Here is a 21,266-nt window from a genome sequence, read left to right as displayed (position 1 = left end):
ATTTAAGGGCGCTTAATTATTTATGTTTTCTGGTGATCTGATAGCATTTTACAAAGCTGCAGGTCTGACAATCTGCATTTGTGAAGCTATAGCGAATACAAAATCTGATCACATCGTCGCAACAGGCAAGGGTGCTGAATGGGGGCGCTGAAATGTTAAGGTCTATTTGTGATCCTGAAAGTGCCGTGACGGGAGGAGATAAGGAGAACCAGCTCAGGGTATGGTGAGTATTGCCACCACCAGCGGGAATAACAGGAAACAAGCCGTTTAAAGCGCCCCAACCCGCAGAAGTAAATGTTCCTGAACTGAAATTTCCAAAAGTCTGACTGTCCTTGTTACAGATGAAGCATTCTTCTGTTCCGTTGACTGAAACATGCGTGAAACTAATGAGTTCGGCTTTAAAGCTTTTAATGTTCACTGCAGGTGCAGTAATGGTGGTTGATAAGCTAATGCTGTTATTGGTCAGTTGGGTAGTCGCTGTAATTTTATCTTTTGAGAACTCCCATTTGATTAAATCGCAATAATTACAAGTACATTGTATCACAGGTACACAGTAAAATGTATTGTCATTGACCGTTGCATTGCCCTGCAGACTACTGGTATATACATCCAGGTTCAGACAGGTTGCATTGGTATTGGTTGGTGTATAGTCAATGCTAAAGGTTTGCTGCACACCCGGGGCAAGGGTTGCAGGGTAGGTTCCTGCAGAAAGGAGGATAGTCCCATTTGTACCGGCATATACAATATTTGCAATGGAGTTACCTGGAATTGAATTATTTTGACTCAGGTTTGCAGCATTGTTGAAGTCGTAGGTAATATTTTCTGCAGCTGTACTGAAATTTTTAAGGGTGATGGCAATCGTATAAACCGGTTTTCCTGCTGCGTTAAAGCCCTTACATCTTGCTGTATCAATTATTACATCCAGACGGTGTAAGCCAGAACCAACGATGAAGGAAACAGGACTTGCATGGCAGTTTCCGTTACCAATAAGCGCCATATAGCTGCCTTTTTCCAGGCCATCAAGATTGCTGCTGTATTCATTGCCTGTCTTACTTAAGCTTTTAACAATAGCTTTGTCTTTCCCGGTTTGCTCGAGAAGGGTGTTTACAATTGTACTCATCCTATCGCCAATGCTCGTCCTTTCCCCTGAGCTTAGCTTACTTAGGTAATTCTCATCGTCGGAAATTTTATAGATACGGATAGACTTTTCTCCACTATAGTCTGCGGGGATATTTACGCGAAAGGTGATGGGGCCCTTTTCGCCAAAACGTTGTCCCTGTCTCGGATAGCGGATCACTGGTTTACATTCCTGTTGCTCACCCGATCTGCCTTCGAGTTTCATCATGGGCAGTCCGGCAAAGGGATCAGCGGCATCGTCTGTTTGCTCGATATTCTTGATTTCTTTGTCCTGATGTCCTTTTTCCTGTGGTTCTGCCGTTTTTTTTCTGACCTCTTTTGCCGTATAATTTTTCCCCAAAGCCAAACTGACACCAAGGTTGAAAGCAAGGCTATTGTAGGCGCTGCTTTTTGTTACAGTCTGACTGTTTCCACTGAGCATCTGATCGATATTGTAAAAACCCTGCGCATCCGGATTACCCTGTGGCTTAAATAGGGTGACTTCATTTTTTATGGTCGGTCCGGTACTGTAAGCTCCCTCCAGATAAAACCCAACCTTCCCCGGAAAATAGCTGAATCGCAGTTTGGGTATAAAGACAAATCCGGTGGTTTTAGTTTCCTCCTGACTGTATAAATTATAAGTATTGCTTTTTCCATTTACAGCACTTGTTTGGGTAGCAGAAAAACCTTTTTGTTTCAAACTGAAGTAACCGGCATTCAAGATCGGTGAAACGGTTATTGGTCCAAGAGTTAGATTTGCCTGAGCACCACCCTCTGCTTTAAAGCCTGAATGCCTGGAACTTCCCGATGCTGTTTCGCTAATTGCGGGACTGCTGCTCTGCCCGGTAATGTTAAAAGGAGTATAATTGTTAAACCGCTTGTTTCCGGTAAAATATCCTGCTCCTGCATTAAATCCAATAGAAAAGGATTTTGTAAACAAGGGAAGGTATAGATCGGCATTAAATCCATATCCCTGATCCAGATCTGTGTTTTCTTTTGTAACCTTGCCCGGAACATTGACACCGGCACCGATAGATAATAACGGATTTCCTTTGGTTGATGGGGCTGGGTTGGTGGGCTGAGCTTGTGCTATTGCATCCCATAAACAGGAGCAAATTAGTAAAGTAGTTAGTATTTTCTTCATAGTGATAGGCTTAGAGATTTTGAACTGAAATGTTTGCAGACGAAGCGGAGCTGTTTAACTATGGCAGTTATAGTTCAGACATAATTTTTCTGTGGATCGATTTAAGCCGGTAAAAGCTTCTTTGGTATGAAAGTATTTTTCCTTTTAGTCGTCGGATAAGTTGTCTCATAGCGGAGTTCGTTAATGCAATGTGAAGTTGAGCATTTAACGAAATAGAAAAATCCCTAAATGTAGGCGGCGTAATGTTTTTTAAGAATCCGGTAATCGTTTATTGAGCAGGAATACGGAGTTGTTGAGTGCAGTTCATTTGCAGTAATAAAACCAAAAGTAATGTGCTATCATTAAATTAAGGGATAGGAGCAGATGCTAGTCCATCTGTTAATTCAAAGCCACGCAAACCATTGGTGCCATACTTCAAATCAAAGTTTATTAGCGTAGAATGATATCCGGATCTGAAATATTCGATACGATGAAAAAAGGAAAATCTAGGCAAGATCAGGCAATAAGTAGCCCATACCGCTAATTCTGATTAAAGTAACCTTCCAGAAATTCTCTTGGACTAAGCTCAAAAACTGCAGCAATCTGGATGATCCTGTCGAGCATGAACTTTGTTCTTCCATTCTCCAGGAGGCAATAGGAATTTTGTGAAATCTCCAGGGCATTGGCCATGTCGTATTGAGAATATCCATTCTCTATCCGGATTTTACGAATATAATCACCAAGGGACACTGAGGAACTGAGTATTAAATTTTCTTTCATTTCTGTTAATAATGGATGGTCTTTTACTATAGACGGGAAAGATAGGGGGTATGGGGTAGAAGAAAATAATTAAAAGAAGAATGATAGACGTTGTCTATTGTGTCTGTTTGCAGACTGCCATATCTTCAACCTAATTCATTAACGTAGCTCAATTCCATTCCCAGACATGAAAAAAACGCTTACTTTTTATTTCCTTTTTTGTTTTGCCCTCTTTGGCTGCAAGCCCGAAAAGGCACAAATTGATTTCAATGCAGCAAGTAATTTGCACCAAATACTAGATCAACAAAAAGTAAAGGATAATTACCTCGCATTGATATTGACAAAAGGAGGCTGTGAGCTATGTGATATTTACAAAGGAGAACTTCATAAACTTAATGATAGCGGCAACACACTCCTTAATGCTGATTTGGATATTAAATCCATAAGTGTCAATGGTAAAGGAATTATCATAAATCAATTGTTCAGGGACTATAGTTTTCCGATGACCTTGCTTTTTGATAGGAATGGGGAAATAAAGGTTTTTTTTAGAGGGGCAAGGCCCGAAGTGCTTTTACAGGCCTTAAAATCAGTATATGCCGGGAAGGTTTTCTATAGTTCGAAGGCTCCTTTTTTAAATGGGGACGATAAGGTAAACTTTTCTGACGAGCAAAAGATGGGTTTTGTAAATGAGCTGTTTAGTTATGCCAGCATTATGCAGCGTGGCGGGAACTTAAACAAAAAACAAATTGACAGTCTTACTATAAACATTCAAAAAAAGCCGTATTTCTTTAACCGATACCTGCTCAGCAAAGCAATGGTTGGTATCAATGATAAAATCGCCGCGGGAAAGGCAGCAGAGTCAACCCTGAGCACCTATCATGATAATTTGGATGTCATGCTTTATCAATCTCTTAAAAATGAGCTCCATCACATTACAGATGCCAGTTATACATCAGTTAACGAGGCCTTGTTAAGTACGCCAAATACAGAGATAAATTTTGGGCATGACTATGTAGGAGCAGTTAAAACTATTCAGATTCCGATCAAGAACGTCGGCAAAAAGGAGCTTTTTATCAACAACATTCGCGTTTCATGCGATTGTTTGAAAGTTACCTGGCCAAAAGAAGGAATCCCTTCCGGAAAAACAGGGGAGATCAGGGTCAGTTATAAGCTCAAGCAAGAAGGTTTATTTAATCAGAGCTTATTTGTTTTTTCAAGTTCGCCCACAGATCCTTTACAGATTAATATTAGTGGAACTGCACAAATCATTTAAAACCAAACTATATGAAAAAATCAATTTTTGTTTGCTTATGCCTATTGGCTTTTTTTTCAGGTAAAGCTGAAAATACCGTGGCATATAACTGTCTGCCGGGCTCGTTCGATAGTGGCCCTTTACCGCATCCTGATGATTGCAGAAAATTCATTATTTGCGTGGTATTAGAAGGGACTACCCGAATCCCATTGATGTTTCAATGTCAGGCTGGATTGGTATTCAGTCCGGATGAGCGAATTTGTACTTATGAAAGTGAGGCGAAGAACCCGGCCCCACCTTGTAATTATGGTGCTAATCCTTAGAGGTCAGGACGTTGGTGCTTGTTTTAAAGAGCACCAACCTTTTAGGATTTGATTTTATTGCAAATGAATTTTAGTGATCGTAAATTTTAGAGAAAAACATGAAATCAGTACCTCTTATTCTGTTCTCAATTTTATTCAGTACATACCTTTATGCCCAAAAAGTACCCAACACGCAAAACCAAAGTATCTGGGCAGAAAAAATTAAAATAGACGGTAAACTAGACGATTGGTCAGGCAGGTTGTCTGCTTATAATCAGGAGAATAATCTTTGGTACAGCATTGCTAATGACGATAAGTTCCTGTATCTCGCTGTAAAAAAAGATAAATTTCCGGCTAAGGCTTATGCTACAGGAGGAATCAAACTATTTCTCAGCAATAAGGAAACAAAAAATACAGCAGGCTTACCGGCCTTTACCTTTCCTGTGCCTGTTGTTAATGGCAAACTTATCCCCAGAGATGAATGGAATGAAATAGACGTTCGTGACCTTTCCGGAATAACGGATACCCTTATTTCCATTTACAATGAGCATGGCATTCAGGCAGGATGGAACATAGAAAATAACGGGGAGGTCTATACTTATGAATTGGCCATCCCACTTAAATTGGTCGACATAAAGCCCGGACAAACAATTTATTACAATATGCTGCTCCGTGGCAACGCCAGAAAAAGACTAAGCCCTTCGCAGGCCGCAATGTATACTATGGGAGGAAATAACCTCAATCCCAATGTGAGCAAAGAAATGATGTTACGGATCATCGACTCCGGCAACTGGTCGGAGTTCTGGGCCAGTTATAAATTGGCTCAAAAACCTTAAAGTCTTTTACATGAAGATAACGATAGGCACATTGTTTTATCTTTTGATGAGCTATACTTTATATGCACAAAATAAACCGGTGGGCACTGTTCCTTTAGCTTTTAGAGAAGTAAGCGGAATTGTTAAGGATTCAGCTGGTGTCGAAGTTGAAGGGCTGAGCGTGCTGCTGGTTTCCGCTAAAGATACCCTGCAAACCACAACGAATGGACAAGGGGTATTCATTTTTAAAAATGTAAAATCGGCTGAATTTATCATCACGGTTAGTGGAATTGGGTTTTTAAAGAAATCCCAAAGGTATTTAAACAATGATACCAAACCACGGTTGGTGCTCAAACCCTTTGTCTTAAGATCTGAGCAGCAATTACTCAGGGAAGTGGACATAAAAGGGAAAGTAGGGCCCAAGTATTTAAAGGATACGGTTGAATTCTGGGCCGCGGATTATATCATTCGTGATTATGCGCGTTTAGAAGACCTTTTGAGAAAAATGGAAGGGGTCTCTGTGGATAAAGACGGAACGGTAACCTACCAGGGACACGAGCTGAAACGCGCAAAGTTTAACGGCATCAATTATTTTGGGGGAGACCTTAAAAGTGCCATAAAAGAGCTGCCTGCAAATATTGTTGAACGCATCCAGATTATCGATGATTATGGGGATCAGGCTGCAGCCACAGGCATTAAAACGGGGGAGCCTGGCAAGGTTTTAAATGTCGTCTCCAAAGCCGATAAGTCTGTCGGAACGATGTACGGGCTGACCACAGAATCAAATTTCAACGATAGGTATTATGCAGGAGGGTCTTTCAAGCGCGTTGACGGTTATCGGCAAGTGGGCATCAATACTTCTGCCGGACGTATTCCGTCGGGGGTTCGCAATGGCCCGGCCGTAGGAACCATTAGTAATTCCAGACTTGGTTATTCTGGCCTTTCCGGGACAGACTCAAATATAAATGGCGGAAAAATCAATCACTTTGATGGTGGTTTAACCTATAACAACAAGCTCAGTGATCAGCTTACTTTTGAAAGTAATTACAGTTTTAAAAAGTCAAATTCCCGTACATTTAAAAAACGCATTTCAGCGGAATATTACAACGATGGCCAGGTCAATGGAAGCCATGAGCTGGTCGGGGACTATCGGGAGCAAAGTCATTTTTTTAAGGGACTGATCAATTATAATCCAGGGAAATCCGATCAGCTCATCGTTAGTGCCGATCTGGGCTATGCTGAAAATAAAACCGCTTCTGATCAAAAAAATCTGCAAAAGGGAATGATCAATATTGCACAACGCAGCATTAGTTCCAGCGAAACAAAGAGTCCGGGTTACAATGCATCGGCACTTTATACCCATAGTTTTGAAACGGTTGGTTCCTCCTTCTCTCTCCAGCTGGGATCTTCTTCGAGAAAAGAGGAGGAAGACCGGATGGATGATAACTTTTTTAACAATTCCATTTCCGGCGCAGCCTCCAATTATGAACTGCATAATTTACGCGATATCTCCAGACTAAACAGCAACCATTCCCTGCAACTGGTTTATAGCCATCCCATTAATAAGTTTTTAAAAATCGGTCTGGTAGGAGCCTTGAACTACGCAAGTTATAACAACCGGCAGCAAGTTAAAAACGTCGGCAGTGATGGGATGCTGACAAATGTTGACTCACTGAGCCGCATTTTTGATTACCAAACCATCAATAATCCTCTAGGCCTGAAATTTGCCTATAGTAAAAATACCTGGTACGAATTGAATTTCGGCATTAAGCTGTTGGGAAGCCATATGCGGGGTGCTTTTAAAACGTTCAGAAATCTGATCCAGAGAGATGCCTATAACCTGGTCCCTGAGTTTGATTTAAGGTTCAGCAGCAATAAAAAAATGGAGTTTAAGCTGGCTTATGCCGCGCTGGTTCAGCAGCCTTCTTTTGATCAGGTCTTGCCAATCCCCGAGCTAACAGATCCTTTAAATACACGATTTGGCAACCCCGGCTTAAAAAGCGCTTTAGTACACCGCCCCAGTATTGGTTATACCATGTATTCAACTGCATCTAAGATCCAATTGAGCCTCAATGCATCTGCTTCATTTACAAATCATAAAGTGGTGAGTAACCAGATTTTGATTGAGGATCCTAAATTGGGGATCCGCAGGGAAACACATTATGTCAATTCAAATGGAGATTATAACCTGATGACTTATTATTCAGTATCCAAATCCTTTGAAGATAGTCGGTATGCTATCCAGATGAATGGAACCCTCAACTATTCAAATTCCATTTCGATGAGCAATGGTTTGCGAAATACCGGGAAAACTTATACCATCTCACAGTTTCTTAGTTTCAGTGCCACGCCGGTAAGCTGGCTGGATCTTAGTCCCGGAATAAAGTTTAATCTGAACAGAACTGCGTTTACATTGGCCGGTTTCCCTAAAATCAGTTCCAGTATTACCGGATTCAATGCCCATGGCAACCTCTATTTTTCCAAATTACTTGTCTTCGGTTTTGATGTTGGAAAAAGTCTGGTGCGGGGACTCAGCGTAAATGGTACACAAAATCCTTTTATTGTTAATTTGAGCATCGAAAAGAGGATGTTTAAACAAAAGAATGGAATGTTAAGCCTGGTTTTGATGGACGCATTGAAACAGAACAACATTACCTCCCGTAATTTAACAGCCAATGGGTTTGTCGATAGTCGGCCGAACATGAACAGCCGCTACTTTTTAGTTCAGTTTTCATGGAATCCACAGCAATGGTCTGCAGGAAAAAATGCAGAGAAAGCGAGGAAGAGGGATGGTATGTTTCTGGATTAATACCATATGGAATTTTTTACTGCATCTGCTGAGGGCAGAGGATCATTCAAATTCAACCTGGCTGATCGCTTTATTAGACTGTCGGCTCACAAGTGTTATGATTTCTTGGTTCTTCTGCTGGTCGCCGAAACCATTGTATATGGAGCTCCATGTATTTCCGTCGTTAAAGGTGACCAGAAAATAGGGTTCGTTTAGTATTTTACCACTAGGGGCCTTTACCTTCATTACTTTAGCGACATTTGAAACGTCGGAATAGCGATACGATTTGGTTCCAAGACTTAAAAAGCTATTTATTTTGATCTCCTTGTGTCCAAACGAAGAGAACCAATCTAATGAAGCAATGGTAATTACGACTGTAATTACAGTTAAAATCCGGATCAGATAAACAACAACTTTCGCATAGTTAAACTTGTATTTTAGGTTGTAATAGGCCATATATTCCTTCCAGTCATCTTTAAGCTGAGTTTTAATGAGGAAGACCAGGAGCAATGAGGACGATAAGAGGGCACAGAAAAGTGAAGGTGCTAGCAGCATCCCCGGATCAGGGCTGACAACAATTAAAGCATCTGAAAGTACTGAGGTCCTGAATCCAGTAAATAATAAGAAGATTTCATAAAATAGATAGCCCGATACTACTACCAAAAGAAGGAATATTCCCATGTACTTTAAATCAGAAACAAAGTATTTAGCGCTTAATGTTTCGAAAGATTTTTCCGTTTTATATTCAGATTTTTCCACAGGAACGAGTTTAGCAAATAAGAAATAAAGGCCAATGATAGTGCCTACGGTAAGTATTGAAGAGATATTGGAATCACTGAAGTTCATGAATCAAAGGTAGGATGATTTTCCAATGAAAAAAATGACTCCGGTGAATAAGGCAATTGAAACTTCGTTTATGGATAAAATCGTAAATGACAAAAAACCAAATGCATTTGCATTAACTGTAAAAGACGAAATTGTACGTATAAAGAAATGGAGAAATTTAAAGAGCTGATCAGTAAGATTTCGAAAAAAATCAGGTCTCAAATGCGATGACCGGCAGTTATAGGTATTCCGAAGTGTCAATCCAGGCCCTGGTGTTGAAAAGCCGATTGCTGATACTGGTTCTAACAGTGACGGGTCTGAGGATTCCGGTTTTAAATGTTACGATTGATGTTACGAAGAAAGATCTTAAAAGTCTTGTGAGAAAAAACCAGTTAAACTAATGATTTTCAGCAAGTTCGTTAAAAGTAAATTAATCGGAAATGTTGTTGCTGCGTTGTGGTTTATATAATTTTAAAGTATTGATAAACAATGTGATCAAATTAAAAATTATATGACGCTCTATTTTTTTAAAGTCAAAATGTGCTTTACATTTCAAACAGTTTCTCTCTGTTTACTTTTTGTGGCTTTTAATGCATTTGCCGTAAAAGGACAGCTAAGGAGCTATTCTGGTCCAATGGTTGCATTGGAAACAGGCTTTTATAAGATTCCGGATAGCATTCAAACAAGTGTTTATTGGTATTGGGTCTCTGGGAATATCTCCAGTGAAGGAGTGATAAAAGACCTGGAGGCCATGAAAAAGATCGGGATTAATCGTGCATTTATTGCAAATGTTACCTGGCGGGAGAAATATGCCGGTAAAATAAAAATGTTCACAGAGGAATGGTGGGATGTTCTGCATACTGCATTAAAGACGGCAACGAAACTGGGGATTGAAATAGGAATATTTAATTGTCCTGGCTGGAGTCAATCTGGAGGTCCCTGGGTTAAGCCTGAGCAGTCCATGCGCTACCTGACCTCTTCAGAAGTAGTGTTGAATGGACCTGCCTTAATCCACCGAAAACTGGAAATACCGAAACCTGTTTTTCAGGATGTAAAAGTGATTGCTTACCCCGCACCCAAAGATTATGGTACTGATATTCGTGGGCTGAAGCCTCAAATCAGTTCTATTCCTTCATTAGAAAATCTCAATAACTTAATAGATGGTGTCGAAGAAACGATTTGTGACTTCCCTGCAGAAAAGTCTTTCATACTTGACTTCTGTGTAGAAAAATTATATAATGTCCGTAGTTTAATCATTGATAGGTCCCGCGTTTCTACCAGGTTAGAAGGCGATGTTCAGGTAAAGATTGGCAATAGTTACCAAACCATAAAACATTTTATTATAGACCGCAATAATCCAAGTTTAAAAAACGGCTTCATACCATATGGCCCTGCTGCAGTTTCTATCCCTGCCACCATGGCTAAAGATTTCCGGGTGATATTTACTGATTTTTCAGCAAAGAGCGGACTCGCGGAAATTAGGTTTTCTTCCGTTCCCATAGTAGAGAGCTATCTGGAAAAAACACTGGCAAAAATGTGGCCTGAGGGACTTGTTAGTTGGCCAGCTTACCAATGGCTGCCACAACCCGTTATAGCAGATCAGGATTATGTAATTGAACCGGATAAAGTTTTAGACATTTCGGGGTATATGTTGGCGGATGGCACATTGAATTGGGAGGTCCCGGAAGGAAAATGGATCATTGAGCGCTGTGGAATGACGCCGACACTCGTTAATAATGTGTTCGCGGCTATTGAAGGAACAGGGCTTGAAATTGATAAAATGAGTAAAACGCAGATCGCAGCTCACTTTAATAACTTTTTAGGGGAAATTATACGGCGGATTCCGGCGCAGGACCGCAAAACATGGAAAGTCGTGATTGGAGATAGTTATGAAATCGGCAGTCAGAACTGGAGCGATGGGTTTATAAAGAAATTTAAATTGAATTATGGCTATGATCCGCTTCCCTATATCCCCGTTTTGCAAGGCAAGGTGGTTGGAAGTGCCGATCATTCTGATCGTTTTCTATGGGACCTTAGGCGTTTTGTAGCTGATCAGGTGGCTGATGAATATGTAGGCGGACTTAGCGAAGTGTGTCATCAAAATGGATTAACAACCTGGCTGGAAAATTATGGGCATTATGGCTTTCCGGGAGAGTTTCTGCAATATGGAGCACGATCAGACGAGGTTAGTGGTGAATTTTGGAATGAGGGAATTAAAGGTATTATAGAAAACCGGGCTGCTGCTTCCTGCGCACATATTTATGGAAAAACCAAGATTTCCGCCGAGTCTTTTACAACGATAGATAACTATTTCCTAAACTATCCTGCTACATTAAAACAACGCCTTGATCGTTCTTTTACTGAAGGAATCAATAACACGTTACTTCATGTTTATATCCATCAAGCCTACGAAGATAAAATGCCGGGAATGAACGCCTTTTTTGGAACTGAATTTAACCGGAAAAACACCTGGTTCTCTGATATGGACGATTTTTTGAAATACATTAAAAGATGTAATTTACTTCTGCAACAGGGAAAATATGTAGCAGATGTGGCTTACTTCATCAGCGAAGATGCGCCAAAAATGACTGGAATAACAGAACCAGCACTTCCGCATGGCTATTCTTTTGATTATATCAATGGAGAGGTGATTAAAACCAGGCTAAAGGTGCAGGATGGTAATCTGATCTTACCTGATGGAATGAAATATCGGATTTTGGTTTTACCAAAACTGGAAAGTATGCGACCAGAGTTGCTGACAAAGATAAAGGAGCTGGTACACAATGGCGCGGTAGTTTTAGGTCCAAAACCAAAACGATCACCAAGTTTACAAAATATTGGAAAAGCAGATCTGGAGATTCAGCAGCTGACAGCCGAACTTTGGGGCAATATAAATGGAACCACGATAAAAATTAACCATTATGGTAAAGGAATGGTGATCGACGGGATGAACCTGGAAGAGGTTTTAAAATCGATAGATCTTGTCCCTGATCTTAAAACAGCGGTTGCTGATTCTGTGCTTTTTATACATAGGGCACTAAAAGATGGCTCAATTTACTTTATTTCCAATCAAAAAAACAAGTCTGTAAAGTTAAATCCGGAATTTCGTATTTCAGGGAGAATTCCGGAATTATGGGATGCGACAACAGGTGATATACGTGACCTTGCTGACTATCAGCAAACTGACAAGTCTACCAAAGTTCCTTTGCAATTGGCGCCTTATGAAAGTGCTTTTGTAGTTTTCAGAAAGCAGGGCAGGGCTAAAAAAGACAGTCGGCCGAATTATCCGGGATTCGTCAGCATACTTGATATTACAGGCAGCTGGTCGGTCAACTTCGATCCTGACAGAGGGGGGCCTTCCAAACCCGTTATCTTCGAACAGCTCCAAGACTGGACTCAGCATAAAGAAGATGGTATAAAATACTACTCCGGAGCAGCATACTATCACCATGACTTTGAATTACCAAAGGTTAAAAATGGAGACCGTGTACTATTGGACTTGGGAAATGAGATCGCAATCGCAAAAGCAAAGGTTAATGGAGTAGATGTGGGTGGAGTATGGACTGCTCCTTACAAAATCGATATTACCCGGGCACTGAAGTCCGGCAAAAATGAATTGGAAATTAAAGTCGTTAATAACTGGATAAACCGGTTGATAGGAGATCACCAACTGCCTGAGGATAAAAGGTTAACCTGGACCTACTATAATTCATATAATCCTGATGTCCAATTGCAGCCTTCTGGATTAAAAGGCCCGGTGAGGTTGGAGATTGTGCGGTAATATTGCCATAAAATGGGACTTTTGGCCCTATTGGTTCTATGATTTTCGTTGTACTTTGTAAATAATTTAACGCTGATCATTTAATTAAATTTAGGAAAATATGGAATCTGGTATTACGGAAGTAGATGTTGTTATTTTAAGCTTTGCACAAACAGAAGAATTAAAGCAGGTGACAGTTAACTGTCTAAATTCTTTAATGGCCTCTGAAGATCCTGAATTAATTAAATTTAACATCATCGTAGTTGAATCCCGAAAGGATCTGGCTCCCTTTCAATACGAATATGGGCAAACGATCTATTCAGATAAGCCATTTGGTTATAACCGTTATATGAATATTGGAATTTCCATGACATCAGCACCTTATATCTGTTTATGTAATAATGACTTGTTTTTCCATAAGCACTGGGCAACGGAAATATTAAAGCCATTTAAAGTTCATCAGGACCTCTACAGTGCCTCTCCCTTATGTACAATTCATCATCCGAAATTTGGTATATTTCCAAACACAGGAGAACTGAAAGGAAATAGAGTCCGACTGGAAGTTTCAGGATGGTGTCTTTTCTTTAAACGCAGTATGTTGAATTTAATAGGTAAGATGGATGAGAACTTTACGTTTAAGTATGCATCTCATGATTATATGCATTTACTTTGGGTATTGGATTTAAAACACTTCCTCGTTACTTCTTCCCTTGTAGATCACCTGGATCATACCACAATAAACAAACAGGAAGAGGGTCGTTTTAATGAACTGGTGTTTAAACAATACATTTACTATGCAAAAAAATGGGCTCACCGTTTAGGGCACAACTGGGAAGCGATATAAATATTTGCTAAATGGATCCATGAAAAAATTCCTTAACAAGGGGCAAAAATGCTCAATACATGAAGGGCAGTGGATCATTGGCGACACGTAAATACTGTTGATAAGGGATAATCAGTGTTAAACGCAAAAAGCTCCAGATTTCTCTGAAGCTTTTCGTGATCCCGCTGGGATTCGAACCCAGGACCACTACATTAAAAGTGTAATGCTCTACCAGCTGAGCTACGGAATCAAAGCTGTTATTTTTAGCTTTACTCTAAGCGTTTCCGTTTAAAGTGATGCAAATATAGGGCTACTATATGTAGGGTGCAAATTAAAATTCTATAAATTATATACTGTGCTGATTTTTAGCCAGATTATTTACATATCATTCAATTTAAACCTCGTTTTTAGCTCAAAAATCCATTATTTGCCACTAAAAACAGCCTATCTTTTCAGAAAATTGACCAACAATTGGTTCAGTTCATCCTTGTGTGTGATGAATAATCCATGTGGTGCACCTTCAATTACATAATATTCCGCATTTGGCAGCAACATAGAAGTAATCGCACTTGTCGCCTTGATCGGAACAGTTTTATCATCGTCGCCATGGATAATCATAACAGGTATGGTAATCGTGATCAGGTCGGTTCTAAAATCAGTCTCAGAGAAGGATCTGACACAATCTGCTGTTGCTTTCGGGCTGGCCACAATGGCGAGCTGATGCATCCAGTTCTGGATTTCCTGACTCACCGGTTTATTCAGCACGCCCTCACTAAAGAATTGTTTCCCAAAACCTGTCAGGAATGCCGGACGGTCATGGTGGATACTGGAAATCATTTCATCGAATACTTCGGAGGGCACACCTTCTTCATGATCATCGGTTTTTAAAACCAATGGGACTACAGAGCTGATCAGGACTGCTTTTTCGACTTTAGAAGAGCCATATTTACCCAGGTAGCGCACCACTTCGCCACCACCCATGGAGAAGCCCACTAAGGTTACTTCAGATAAATCCAGTGCATCGATCAGTTCATGCAGATCAGAAGCCAGCGTATCATAGTCATAGCCATTCCAGGGTTTATCCGACTGTCCGAAACCTCTTCTGTCGTAGGCAATGCAGCGATAACCACTATATACAATGGAAGCAACCTGATATTCCCACATTTCGTGCGATACCGGCCATCCGTGGATCAGGATGACGGGTTTACCTGATCCAAGGTCTTCATAAAATATGTTGACAGACTTGCTGTTCTCTGGGTTTCTTTTGATATAAGGCATAGTTCTTCTTTAAGTTTAACTGTAGGAATAACATCGGGATCGTCATTATGTTTAACTAAATCCACAACAAACAGCGATACTAATTTAATATCCCCATCTTTGCAAAAAAAGATCATAAGAATGAATAAAGCAATTTTTTTGGATCGTGATGGCGTACTAAATCACGAAATATACGATTATATCTGTCGCGTGGAAGATTTTGAGGTTCTGGAATATCAGATTCCTCCTTTAAAAAGGCTATATGACGAGGGGTATATGCTCATCATCATTACCAATCAGGGCGGTATTGCTTTGAAGCGTTATACAGAAGAAACCCTTGCTGAGATGCATGCCATTCTTGGTAAGAAATTTGAAGAGCAGGGTGCATTGATTACCCATGCTTACTATTGCCCGCACCATCCCACTGTGTCAGAAGAATGCGCTTGCAGGAAACCCAAATCAGGAATGGTTTTAGAAGCCATTGCTACTTATAATATCGATCCGGCATTGTCTGTGATGATTGGAGATAAACCAAGAGATGTGGAGGCCGCAAATGGGGCAGGAGTGAAGGGGATTCTCATTGAACCGGATGAGCAGATCAGTTATGAAAACATAAAAAAAGTCCTGTCGAATTAATCAACAGGACTTTTTTATAGGATAATATCGCTTATTTACCGGCCGCTTTATCATGGTCAGCTAAGAACTGAGCAAGACCGCTATCGGTTAATGGGTGTTTCAATAAAGCAAGAATTGCAGAAAGTGGTCCGGTCATTACATCAGCACCTAATTTAGCGCAGTTGATGATGTGCATCGGGCCTCTTACCGAAGCTGCAAGAATCTGAGTTTCGTATTGGTAGTTATCAAAAATTAACCTGATATCTTCGATCAATTGAAAACCATCTGTAGAGATGTCATCTAAACGGCCTAAGAAAGGAGATACATAAGTAGCACCCGCTTTGGCAGCTAATAGAGCTTGTCCTGCAGAGAAGATTAAAGTACAGTTGGTTCTGATTCCCTTAGATGAAAGATATTTGATTGCTTTAACGCCATCTTTAATCATTGGGATCTTCACCACGATTTTCGGATCCAGTTTCGCCAAAGCTTCACCTTCTTTAATCATGGATTCAAAATCAGTAGAAATAACTTCCGCACTTACATTCGCATCAACGATATCGCAAATCGCTTTGTAGTGGTTCAATACATTCTGATCTCCGGTGATTCCTTCTTTAGCCATAAGGCTGGGGTTGGTGGTTACGCCGTCTAAAACGCCAAGGTCTTGAGCTTCTCTGATTTGTTCCAGATTCGCTGTGTCTATGAAAAACTTCATAAGATATATAGTTTAAGAAAATATATGATTTTATTTAACTCGTGGTAGTCATTAGAAAGAAGAGTATGCATTCGAAGCATGGTCTATCTAAAAAAAATAAAAATGGGCAAGCACCTTTTATCGCACCGCTACAACCTTCTACCCTTGCTTCGTTCCCGCCCTGGGGGAGTTCAAAGGGAGCTGATCGTAAAAGACTTGCCCGTCACAAAAGTAGGAAAAGAATTGAATCTACAAAAGTAAATATCGCTTTTATTGTAGTTTTTTCGGGGGATTTGGGGTAATTGATTGAGATTAAACCTATTGTAGTGTAAAATATTTTTAATCTTTTTTCTCATTTTCTTTAGCAAATCGGGAAAAAGGAAAAAATCCGCAAAACATCAGCCTCAGAAAGCAAACATAGAAATACTATGCATGAATAATATTGGTTATGAATGTCGTAATTTAAATCGATGTAATTTATGAATATTATAAAATACAAGGATTATAATTGAAATATGCTGTGTATCTCCTAAAAAATATAACGATATTATAATTCCTTGATTTTTTTTCGTAACTTAGTGTCTCAATCACACTATACCCAACCAACACTAAATTAAACTTATGGAACAAACACAAGATCAGCAAGGGTTGTACGACCAGCGTTTTGAGCACGACGCATGTGGCATTGGTTTCGTTGCCCATATCAAGGGCAGAAAGTCGCAACAAATCATTTCCGACGCCATTACCATTCTTGAGAATCTTGATCACCGCGGGGCTTGCGGAGCAGAAATTAATACCGGAGATGGCGCAGGTATTATGATACAGATCCCTCACGAGTTTCTGTACGACGAATGTCTTAAAATCGGATTCAGCCTGAATGAGTCCGGCGATTATGGGGTGGGGATGCTATTTTTACCCAAAGATGTCAAGGCGAGAGAAGAGTGCAGAGAGATCATTTACCGTGCAGCAGAGAAATTAGGACTGGAAGTTTTAGGCTTCAGAAAGGTACAAACCAATACAGAAGGTATTGGAGACATGGCATTATCGGTAGAACCGGAAATGGAACAGGTCTTTATCGCACGTCCTTATGCTATTGCAGCAGGTGCAGACTTTGAACGTAAACTTTATGTGTTCAAGAATTACCTGTCAAAGACCATTAACAATACCGTAAAGGGAATCAATGGCGAATTTTATATTGCTTCTTTCTCTTCGAGAACGATCGTATATAAAGGACAGCTTACCTCTTTGCAGGTGAGAACCTATTTTACTGAACTAAGTGACAAGCGTGTCGTTTCCGCTTTTGGCTTAATTCATAGTCGTTTTGCAACCAATACCTTTCCTTCATGGAAGCTAGCACAGCCTTTCAGGTATATCGCACATAACGGAGAAATTAATACCCTGCAGGGGAATCTGAACTGGTTTAGAGCAAGCGTAAAGTCTTTGGCTTCGTCTTACTTTACGCCTGAAGAACTGAATATTTTACTTCCTGTCATTGACGAGTCCAATTCCGATTCAGGATGTTTAGATAATATAGTAGAGTTATTGCTGCATGCAGGCCGCTCATTGCCACATGTACTCATGATGTTGATTCCTGAGGCATGGGATGGCAATGAGGATATGGATGAACTTAAAAAAGCATTCTATAAGTTCCATGCTACTTTAATGGAGCCATGGGATGGACCTGCAGCTGTTTCATTTACAGATGGCAATCTGATTGGTGCCACACTGGACAGAAACGGACTTCGTCCGCAAAGATATGCCATCACCGAAGATGACCATGTGATCATGGCTTCTGAAGCAGGTGCACTGGCTTTGGATCAAAGCAAAATCATCGAAAAAGGAAGGTTAACTCCGGGAAAGATGTTTGTGGTAGATATGGAGCAGGGAAGAATCATCAGTGATACCGAAATTAAGCAACTGGTTTGTGGCCGCAGGCCCTATGCAGACTGGTTAAATCAATACCAGATCAGACTGGAAGAACTTTCAGATCCAAGAGTGGTCTTCAGCGGGCTTTCTCAGGAGTCTATCTTCAAGTACCAGCAGGTATTCGGCTACAGCCGTGAGGACATCGATCTAATCCTGAAACCAATGGCCAGAGATGGTAAAGAGCCAATCGGATCTATGGGAACAGATATACCTTTAGCTGTCCTTTCGCAAAAACCTCAGCACCTTTCTTCTTATTTCAAACAGTTGTTTGCACAGGTGACCAATCCGCCGATCGATCCGATCAGGGAAAAAGTGGTGATGAGCCTTGCAGGTTTCATGGGTAACAACGGAAATATCCTGGAAGAAAAAGCAATGCAATGTCATTGTGTGGGGATTAAACATCCGATATTAACGAATTTAGAGCTGGAGAAACTGAGAAGTATCGATACGGGTGTATTCCAGTCTAAAACTTTACAAACCTATTTCAGGGCAACCGGAAAACCGGGCGCTATGGCAAAAGCCTTAGACAGACTTTGCCGTTATGCTGTAGATGCAGTGGAAGACGGATTTCAGGTGATCATCCTTTCTGATCGTGCACTGGATTCTGAACATGCCGCAATTCCTTCTCTCCTTGCCGTTTCTACTGTTCACCATCATTTGATCCGTAAAGGATACAGGGGGGATGTAGGCCTGGTAGTAGAAGCAGGTGATGTCTGGGAAGTTCACCATTTCGCGTGTTTAATCGGATTTGGTGCGACTGCAGTAAATCCTTACCTCGCAGAAGAAACAATTACAGGTTTTGAAACTGAATTGGAAAACAAACCAGCAAAATTAATCCAGAACTATATATATGCAGTAAATAATGGATTGTTAAAGATCTTCTCAAAAATGGGAATCTCGACCTTACAATCTTACCATGGTGCGCAGATCTTTGAAATTCTAGGGATCAACAAGCAGGTGGTCGACAATTATTTTACGGGCGCCGTTTCCAGAATTGGTGGATTGGGACTGGACGAAATTGCCAGAGAAACCTTAATTAAACACAATAGAATCTTTGGTTCGGCAACACGTCCGGATATGATCCTGCCTACAGGTGGTAATTATAAATGGAAACGTAAAGGAGAACAACATTTGTTCAACCCTCAAACGATCCACTTATTGCAGAATGCAACGAGAAAGAAAGATTACAATGTCTATAAACAGTATTCTAAGCTGGTAAACGAACAGACACATCAGGCGTATACGATCAGAGGTTTATTTGAATTCAATTACGACCGTCCTGCAGTGCCTTTATCGGAAGTAGAACCGGTTGAAAATATTTTGAAACGCTTTGCAACGGGAGCGATGTCATTTGGATCGATCTCTCATGAAGCACACTCTACTTTAGCCATTGCCATGAACCGCATCGGCGGAAAAAGCAATACCGGCGAAGGGGGAGAGGATGAATTGCGTTATGAAACCATGGAAAATGGCGATTCAATGCGCTCTGCCATCAAGCAAATTGCTTCTGCACGTTTTGGGGTAACGAGTTATTACCTGAGCAATGCGGATGAATTGCAGATTAAAATGGCACAGGGTGCCAAACCAGGTGAAGGTGGACAATTACCCGGAGATAAGGTGGACGACTGGATCGCTAAGGTTCGTCACGCCACGCCAGGGGTAGGATTGATCTCTCCGCCGCCACACCACGATATTTATTCTATTGAAGATTTAGCACAGCTGATCTTTGATTTGAAAAATGCCAACCGCGAAGCAAGAATCAACGTGAAACTGGTTTCTAAAGCTGGTGTTGGAACAATTGCTGCCGGAGTGGCAAAAGCACATGCGGATGTGATCCTGGTGTCAGGGTTTGACGGAGGAACGGGTGCATCGCCATTGACCTCTATCCAGCATGCCGGACTTCCATGGGAGCTTGGCCTCGCGGAAGCACATCAGACACTGGTTAAAAACCGCCTGCGCAGCAGGGTAGTCCTGCAAACAGACGGACAGCTGAAAACAGGTAAAGACATCGCCATTGCGACGCTTCTTGGAGCCGAAGAATGGGGTGTAGCGACAGCAGCATTGGTTACTTCCGGCTGTATTATGATGAGGAAATGTCACCTGAATACCTGCCCGGTAGGGGTAGCGACTCAGGATCCTAACCTGAGAAAACTGTTTACCGGAGAAGCAGACCATGTAGTGAACCTGTTCCATTTCCTTGCGGAGGAACTGAGAGAAACCATGGCAGAATTAGGTTTCAGAACGGTAGAAGAAATGGTGGGTCAGGCGGATGCGTTAAGCTTACGTCAAATCGATCCGAGCGACTGGAAACTGAAAGACCTTGATCTTTCTGCAATCCTGTATAAAGCGCCTGATAACGGCCTGAGCCTTTACCAGACCGAACTGCAGGACCACGGCTTGACAGATATCCTGGATCATGCCCTGATCAAAGCAGCACAGCCTGCTTTATTGAATAAGGAACCGATCTACAGAGAGTTTGAAGTGAAGAATACCAACCGTGCACTGGGAACGATGCTGTCTAACGAAGTGTCTAAAGTTTATAAAAGCCAGGGGCTGCCGGCAGATACCATCAATTTCAAATTTAAAGGTTCCGCCGGGCAAAGTTTTGGTGCTTTCGCAGCGAAAGGGATCTCCCTGCAGCTGGAAGGCGAAGCCAATGATTATGTTGGAAAAGGACTTTCAGGTGCCAGGTTGTCTATCTATCCTTTCAGTACGATCAGTTATGTACCGGAACAAAATATCATCATTGGTAATGTAGCCCTTTATGGTGCAACCTCCGGCGAATTGTATGTAAGAGGACAGGCAGGAGAACGTTTTGCGGTTAGAAATTCCGGAGCTACAGCAGTAGTGGAAGGTTTAGGTGATCACGGCTGTGAATACATGACTGGTGGTGAAGTTCTGGTGATCGGTGATACCGGAAGTAATTTTGCAGCGGGTATGAGCGGTGGAGTTGCCTGGATTTATGATGTTAAAGGAGAGTTTGCCAATAAATGCAATAAAGAAATGGTAGACCTTGATCCTCTGGATGAACAGGATGAACTGCGCATTAATATCTTGCTGAAGAAACACATTCAGCTGACAGATAGTAATCTGGCTAAATTCATCTTAAGCGACTGGGCCACACAATCTGCGCATTTCATTAAGGTATTCCCTAAAGAATATAAAGCAGTATTGAAGAAAAGAGCTGAAGTAACTGTTTAACCTTATGCTCCGA

At 41.1% G+C, this 21,266-nt stretch carries 13 protein-coding genes, 1 tRNA gene and 1 other RNA gene; 8 read left to right on the top strand and 7 right to left on the bottom strand.

The genetic code is table 11. From position 1 onward, the window contains the following. Positions 1–16: 16 nt before the first annotated feature. Entirely contained in the window at positions 17–2,260 is a 2,244-nt protein-coding gene (locus tag DBR43_RS29125) for a hypothetical protein (protein ID WP_124586835.1), read from the bottom strand. Between the two features lie 519 nt (positions 2,261–2,779). Beyond that, the gene (locus DBR43_RS29120) at positions 2,780–3,019 is read right to left on the bottom strand and encodes a helix-turn-helix domain-containing protein (protein WP_124586834.1); all 240 of its coding nucleotides are present in this window, start codon (positions 3,017–3,019) and stop codon (positions 2,780–2,782) included. A gap of 166 nt (positions 3,020–3,185) precedes the next feature. Between DBR43_RS29120 and DBR43_RS29115 the strand changes: the two genes are divergently transcribed. From DBR43_RS29115 to DBR43_RS29100, 4 genes are all read left to right on the top strand, one after another. Beyond that, on the top strand, positions 3,186–4,271 hold the full coding sequence (locus tag DBR43_RS29115) for a DUF1573 domain-containing protein (protein ID WP_124586833.1): 1,086 nt from the start codon (positions 3,186–3,188) through the stop codon (positions 4,269–4,271). Positions 4,272–4,282: 11 nt separating this feature from the next. Then, positions 4,283–4,573 (top strand): chitin binding peritrophin-A domain-containing protein, encoded by a 291-nt coding sequence (locus tag DBR43_RS29110; RefSeq protein WP_124586832.1) that lies wholly within the window; start codon positions 4,283–4,285, stop codon positions 4,571–4,573. Between the two features lie 98 nt (positions 4,574–4,671). Next, positions 4,672–5,388, top strand: a complete 717-nt coding sequence (locus tag DBR43_RS29105; RefSeq protein ID WP_124586831.1) for a hypothetical protein — start codon at positions 4,672–4,674, stop codon at positions 5,386–5,388. 10 nt (positions 5,389–5,398) lie between these two features. Further along, the gene (locus DBR43_RS29100; protein WP_124586830.1) at positions 5,399–8,176 is read left to right on the top strand and encodes a TonB-dependent receptor; all 2,778 of its coding nucleotides are present in this window, start codon (positions 5,399–5,401) and stop codon (positions 8,174–8,176) included. A gap of 42 nt (positions 8,177–8,218) precedes the next feature. On the opposite strand, the gene DBR43_RS29095 is transcribed toward DBR43_RS29100, so the two are convergent. After that, a complete protein-coding gene (locus DBR43_RS29095; RefSeq protein ID WP_124586829.1) occupies positions 8,219–9,001 on the bottom strand; it encodes a hypothetical protein in 783 nt (260 codons plus the stop codon). A gap of 490 nt (positions 9,002–9,491) precedes the next feature. On the opposite strand from DBR43_RS29095, the gene DBR43_RS29090 reads away from it, so the two are divergent. Together DBR43_RS29090 and DBR43_RS29085 are read left to right on the top strand one after the other, a co-directional pair. Further along, positions 9,492–12,761 (top strand): glycosyl hydrolase, encoded by a 3,270-nt coding sequence (locus tag DBR43_RS29090; protein WP_233603261.1) that lies wholly within the window; start codon positions 9,492–9,494, stop codon positions 12,759–12,761. Between the two features lie 100 nt (positions 12,762–12,861). Next, complete coding sequence (locus tag DBR43_RS29085) at positions 12,862–13,584, top strand: glycosyltransferase family 2 protein (RefSeq protein WP_124586828.1); 723 nt, start codon at positions 12,862–12,864, stop codon at positions 13,582–13,584. Positions 13,585–13,740: 156 nt separating this feature from the next. Here DBR43_RS29085 and DBR43_RS29080 read toward each other — a convergent pair. Together DBR43_RS29080 and DBR43_RS29075 are read right to left on the bottom strand one after the other, a co-directional pair. Continuing rightward, positions 13,741–13,813: transfer RNA gene (locus tag DBR43_RS29080), tRNA-Lys, on the bottom strand. A gap of 194 nt (positions 13,814–14,007) precedes the next feature. Beyond that, complete coding sequence (locus DBR43_RS29075) at positions 14,008–14,841, bottom strand: alpha/beta fold hydrolase (protein WP_124586827.1); 834 nt, start codon at positions 14,839–14,841, stop codon at positions 14,008–14,010. Positions 14,842–14,961: 120 nt separating this feature from the next. On the opposite strand from DBR43_RS29075, the gene DBR43_RS29070 reads away from it, so the two are divergent. Next, positions 14,962–15,456, top strand: a complete 495-nt coding sequence (locus tag DBR43_RS29070) for a D-glycero-alpha-D-manno-heptose-1,7-bisphosphate 7-phosphatase (protein ID WP_124586826.1) — start codon at positions 14,962–14,964, stop codon at positions 15,454–15,456. A 31-nt stretch (positions 15,457–15,487) separates the two neighbouring features. Here DBR43_RS29070 and fsa read toward each other — a convergent pair whose 3' ends face one another. After that, the gene (gene fsa / locus DBR43_RS29065; protein WP_124586825.1) at positions 15,488–16,147 is read right to left on the bottom strand and encodes a fructose-6-phosphate aldolase; all 660 of its coding nucleotides are present in this window, start codon (positions 16,145–16,147) and stop codon (positions 15,488–15,490) included. Positions 16,148–16,248: 101 nt separating this feature from the next. After that, positions 16,249–16,348: signal recognition particle sRNA small type (gene ffs / locus DBR43_RS29060), an RNA gene on the bottom strand. A gap of 399 nt (positions 16,349–16,747) precedes the next feature. Between ffs and gltB the strand changes: the two genes are divergently transcribed. Further along, a complete protein-coding gene (gltB, locus tag DBR43_RS29055; protein ID WP_124586824.1) occupies positions 16,748–21,253 on the top strand; it encodes a glutamate synthase large subunit in 4,506 nt (1,501 codons plus the stop codon). Positions 21,254–21,266: the final 13 nt, after the last annotated feature.

It is taken from the genome of Pedobacter sp. KBW06 (genome assembly GCF_003852525.1).
GTDB lineage: Bacteria > Bacteroidota > Bacteroidia > Sphingobacteriales > Sphingobacteriaceae > Pedobacter.
Note: the sequence above shows the minus strand (reverse complement) of the source record. Positions and strands in the feature narration are given on the sequence as shown.

Bases quoted from the DNA above. Each gene is read 5' to 3' on its own strand.
- DBR43_RS29110 (WP_124586832.1), top strand. From the start codon at position 4,283: ATGAAAAAATCAATTTTTGTTTGCTTATGCCTATTGGCTTTTTTTTCA.
- fsa (WP_124586825.1), bottom strand. From the start codon at position 16,147: ATGAAGTTTTTCATAGACACAGCGAATCTGGAACAAATCAGAGAAGCT.
- DBR43_RS29085 (WP_124586828.1), top strand. From the start codon at position 12,862: ATGGAATCTGGTATTACGGAAGTAGATGTTGTTATTTTAAGCTTTGCA.
- DBR43_RS29125 (WP_124586835.1), bottom strand. From the start codon at position 2,260: ATGAAGAAAATACTAACTACTTTACTAATTTGCTCCTGTTTATGGGAT.
- DBR43_RS29090 (WP_233603261.1), top strand. From the start codon at position 9,492: ATGACGCTCTATTTTTTTAAAGTCAAAATGTGCTTTACATTTCAAACA.
- DBR43_RS29095 (WP_124586829.1), bottom strand. From the start codon at position 9,001: ATGAACTTCAGTGATTCCAATATCTCTTCAATACTTACCGTAGGCACT.
- DBR43_RS29115 (WP_124586833.1), top strand. From the start codon at position 3,186: ATGAAAAAAACGCTTACTTTTTATTTCCTTTTTTGTTTTGCCCTCTTT.
- DBR43_RS29100 (WP_124586830.1), top strand. From the start codon at position 5,399: ATGAAGATAACGATAGGCACATTGTTTTATCTTTTGATGAGCTATACT.
- DBR43_RS29120 (WP_124586834.1), bottom strand. From the start codon at position 3,019: ATGAAAGAAAATTTAATACTCAGTTCCTCAGTGTCCCTTGGTGATTAT.
- DBR43_RS29075 (WP_124586827.1), bottom strand. From the start codon at position 14,841: ATGCCTTATATCAAAAGAAACCCAGAGAACAGCAAGTCTGTCAACATA.
- DBR43_RS29105 (WP_124586831.1), top strand. From the start codon at position 4,672: ATGAAATCAGTACCTCTTATTCTGTTCTCAATTTTATTCAGTACATAC.
- DBR43_RS29070 (WP_124586826.1), top strand. From the start codon at position 14,962: ATGAATAAAGCAATTTTTTTGGATCGTGATGGCGTACTAAATCACGAA.
- gltB (WP_124586824.1), top strand. From the start codon at position 16,748: ATGGAACAAACACAAGATCAGCAAGGGTTGTACGACCAGCGTTTTGAG.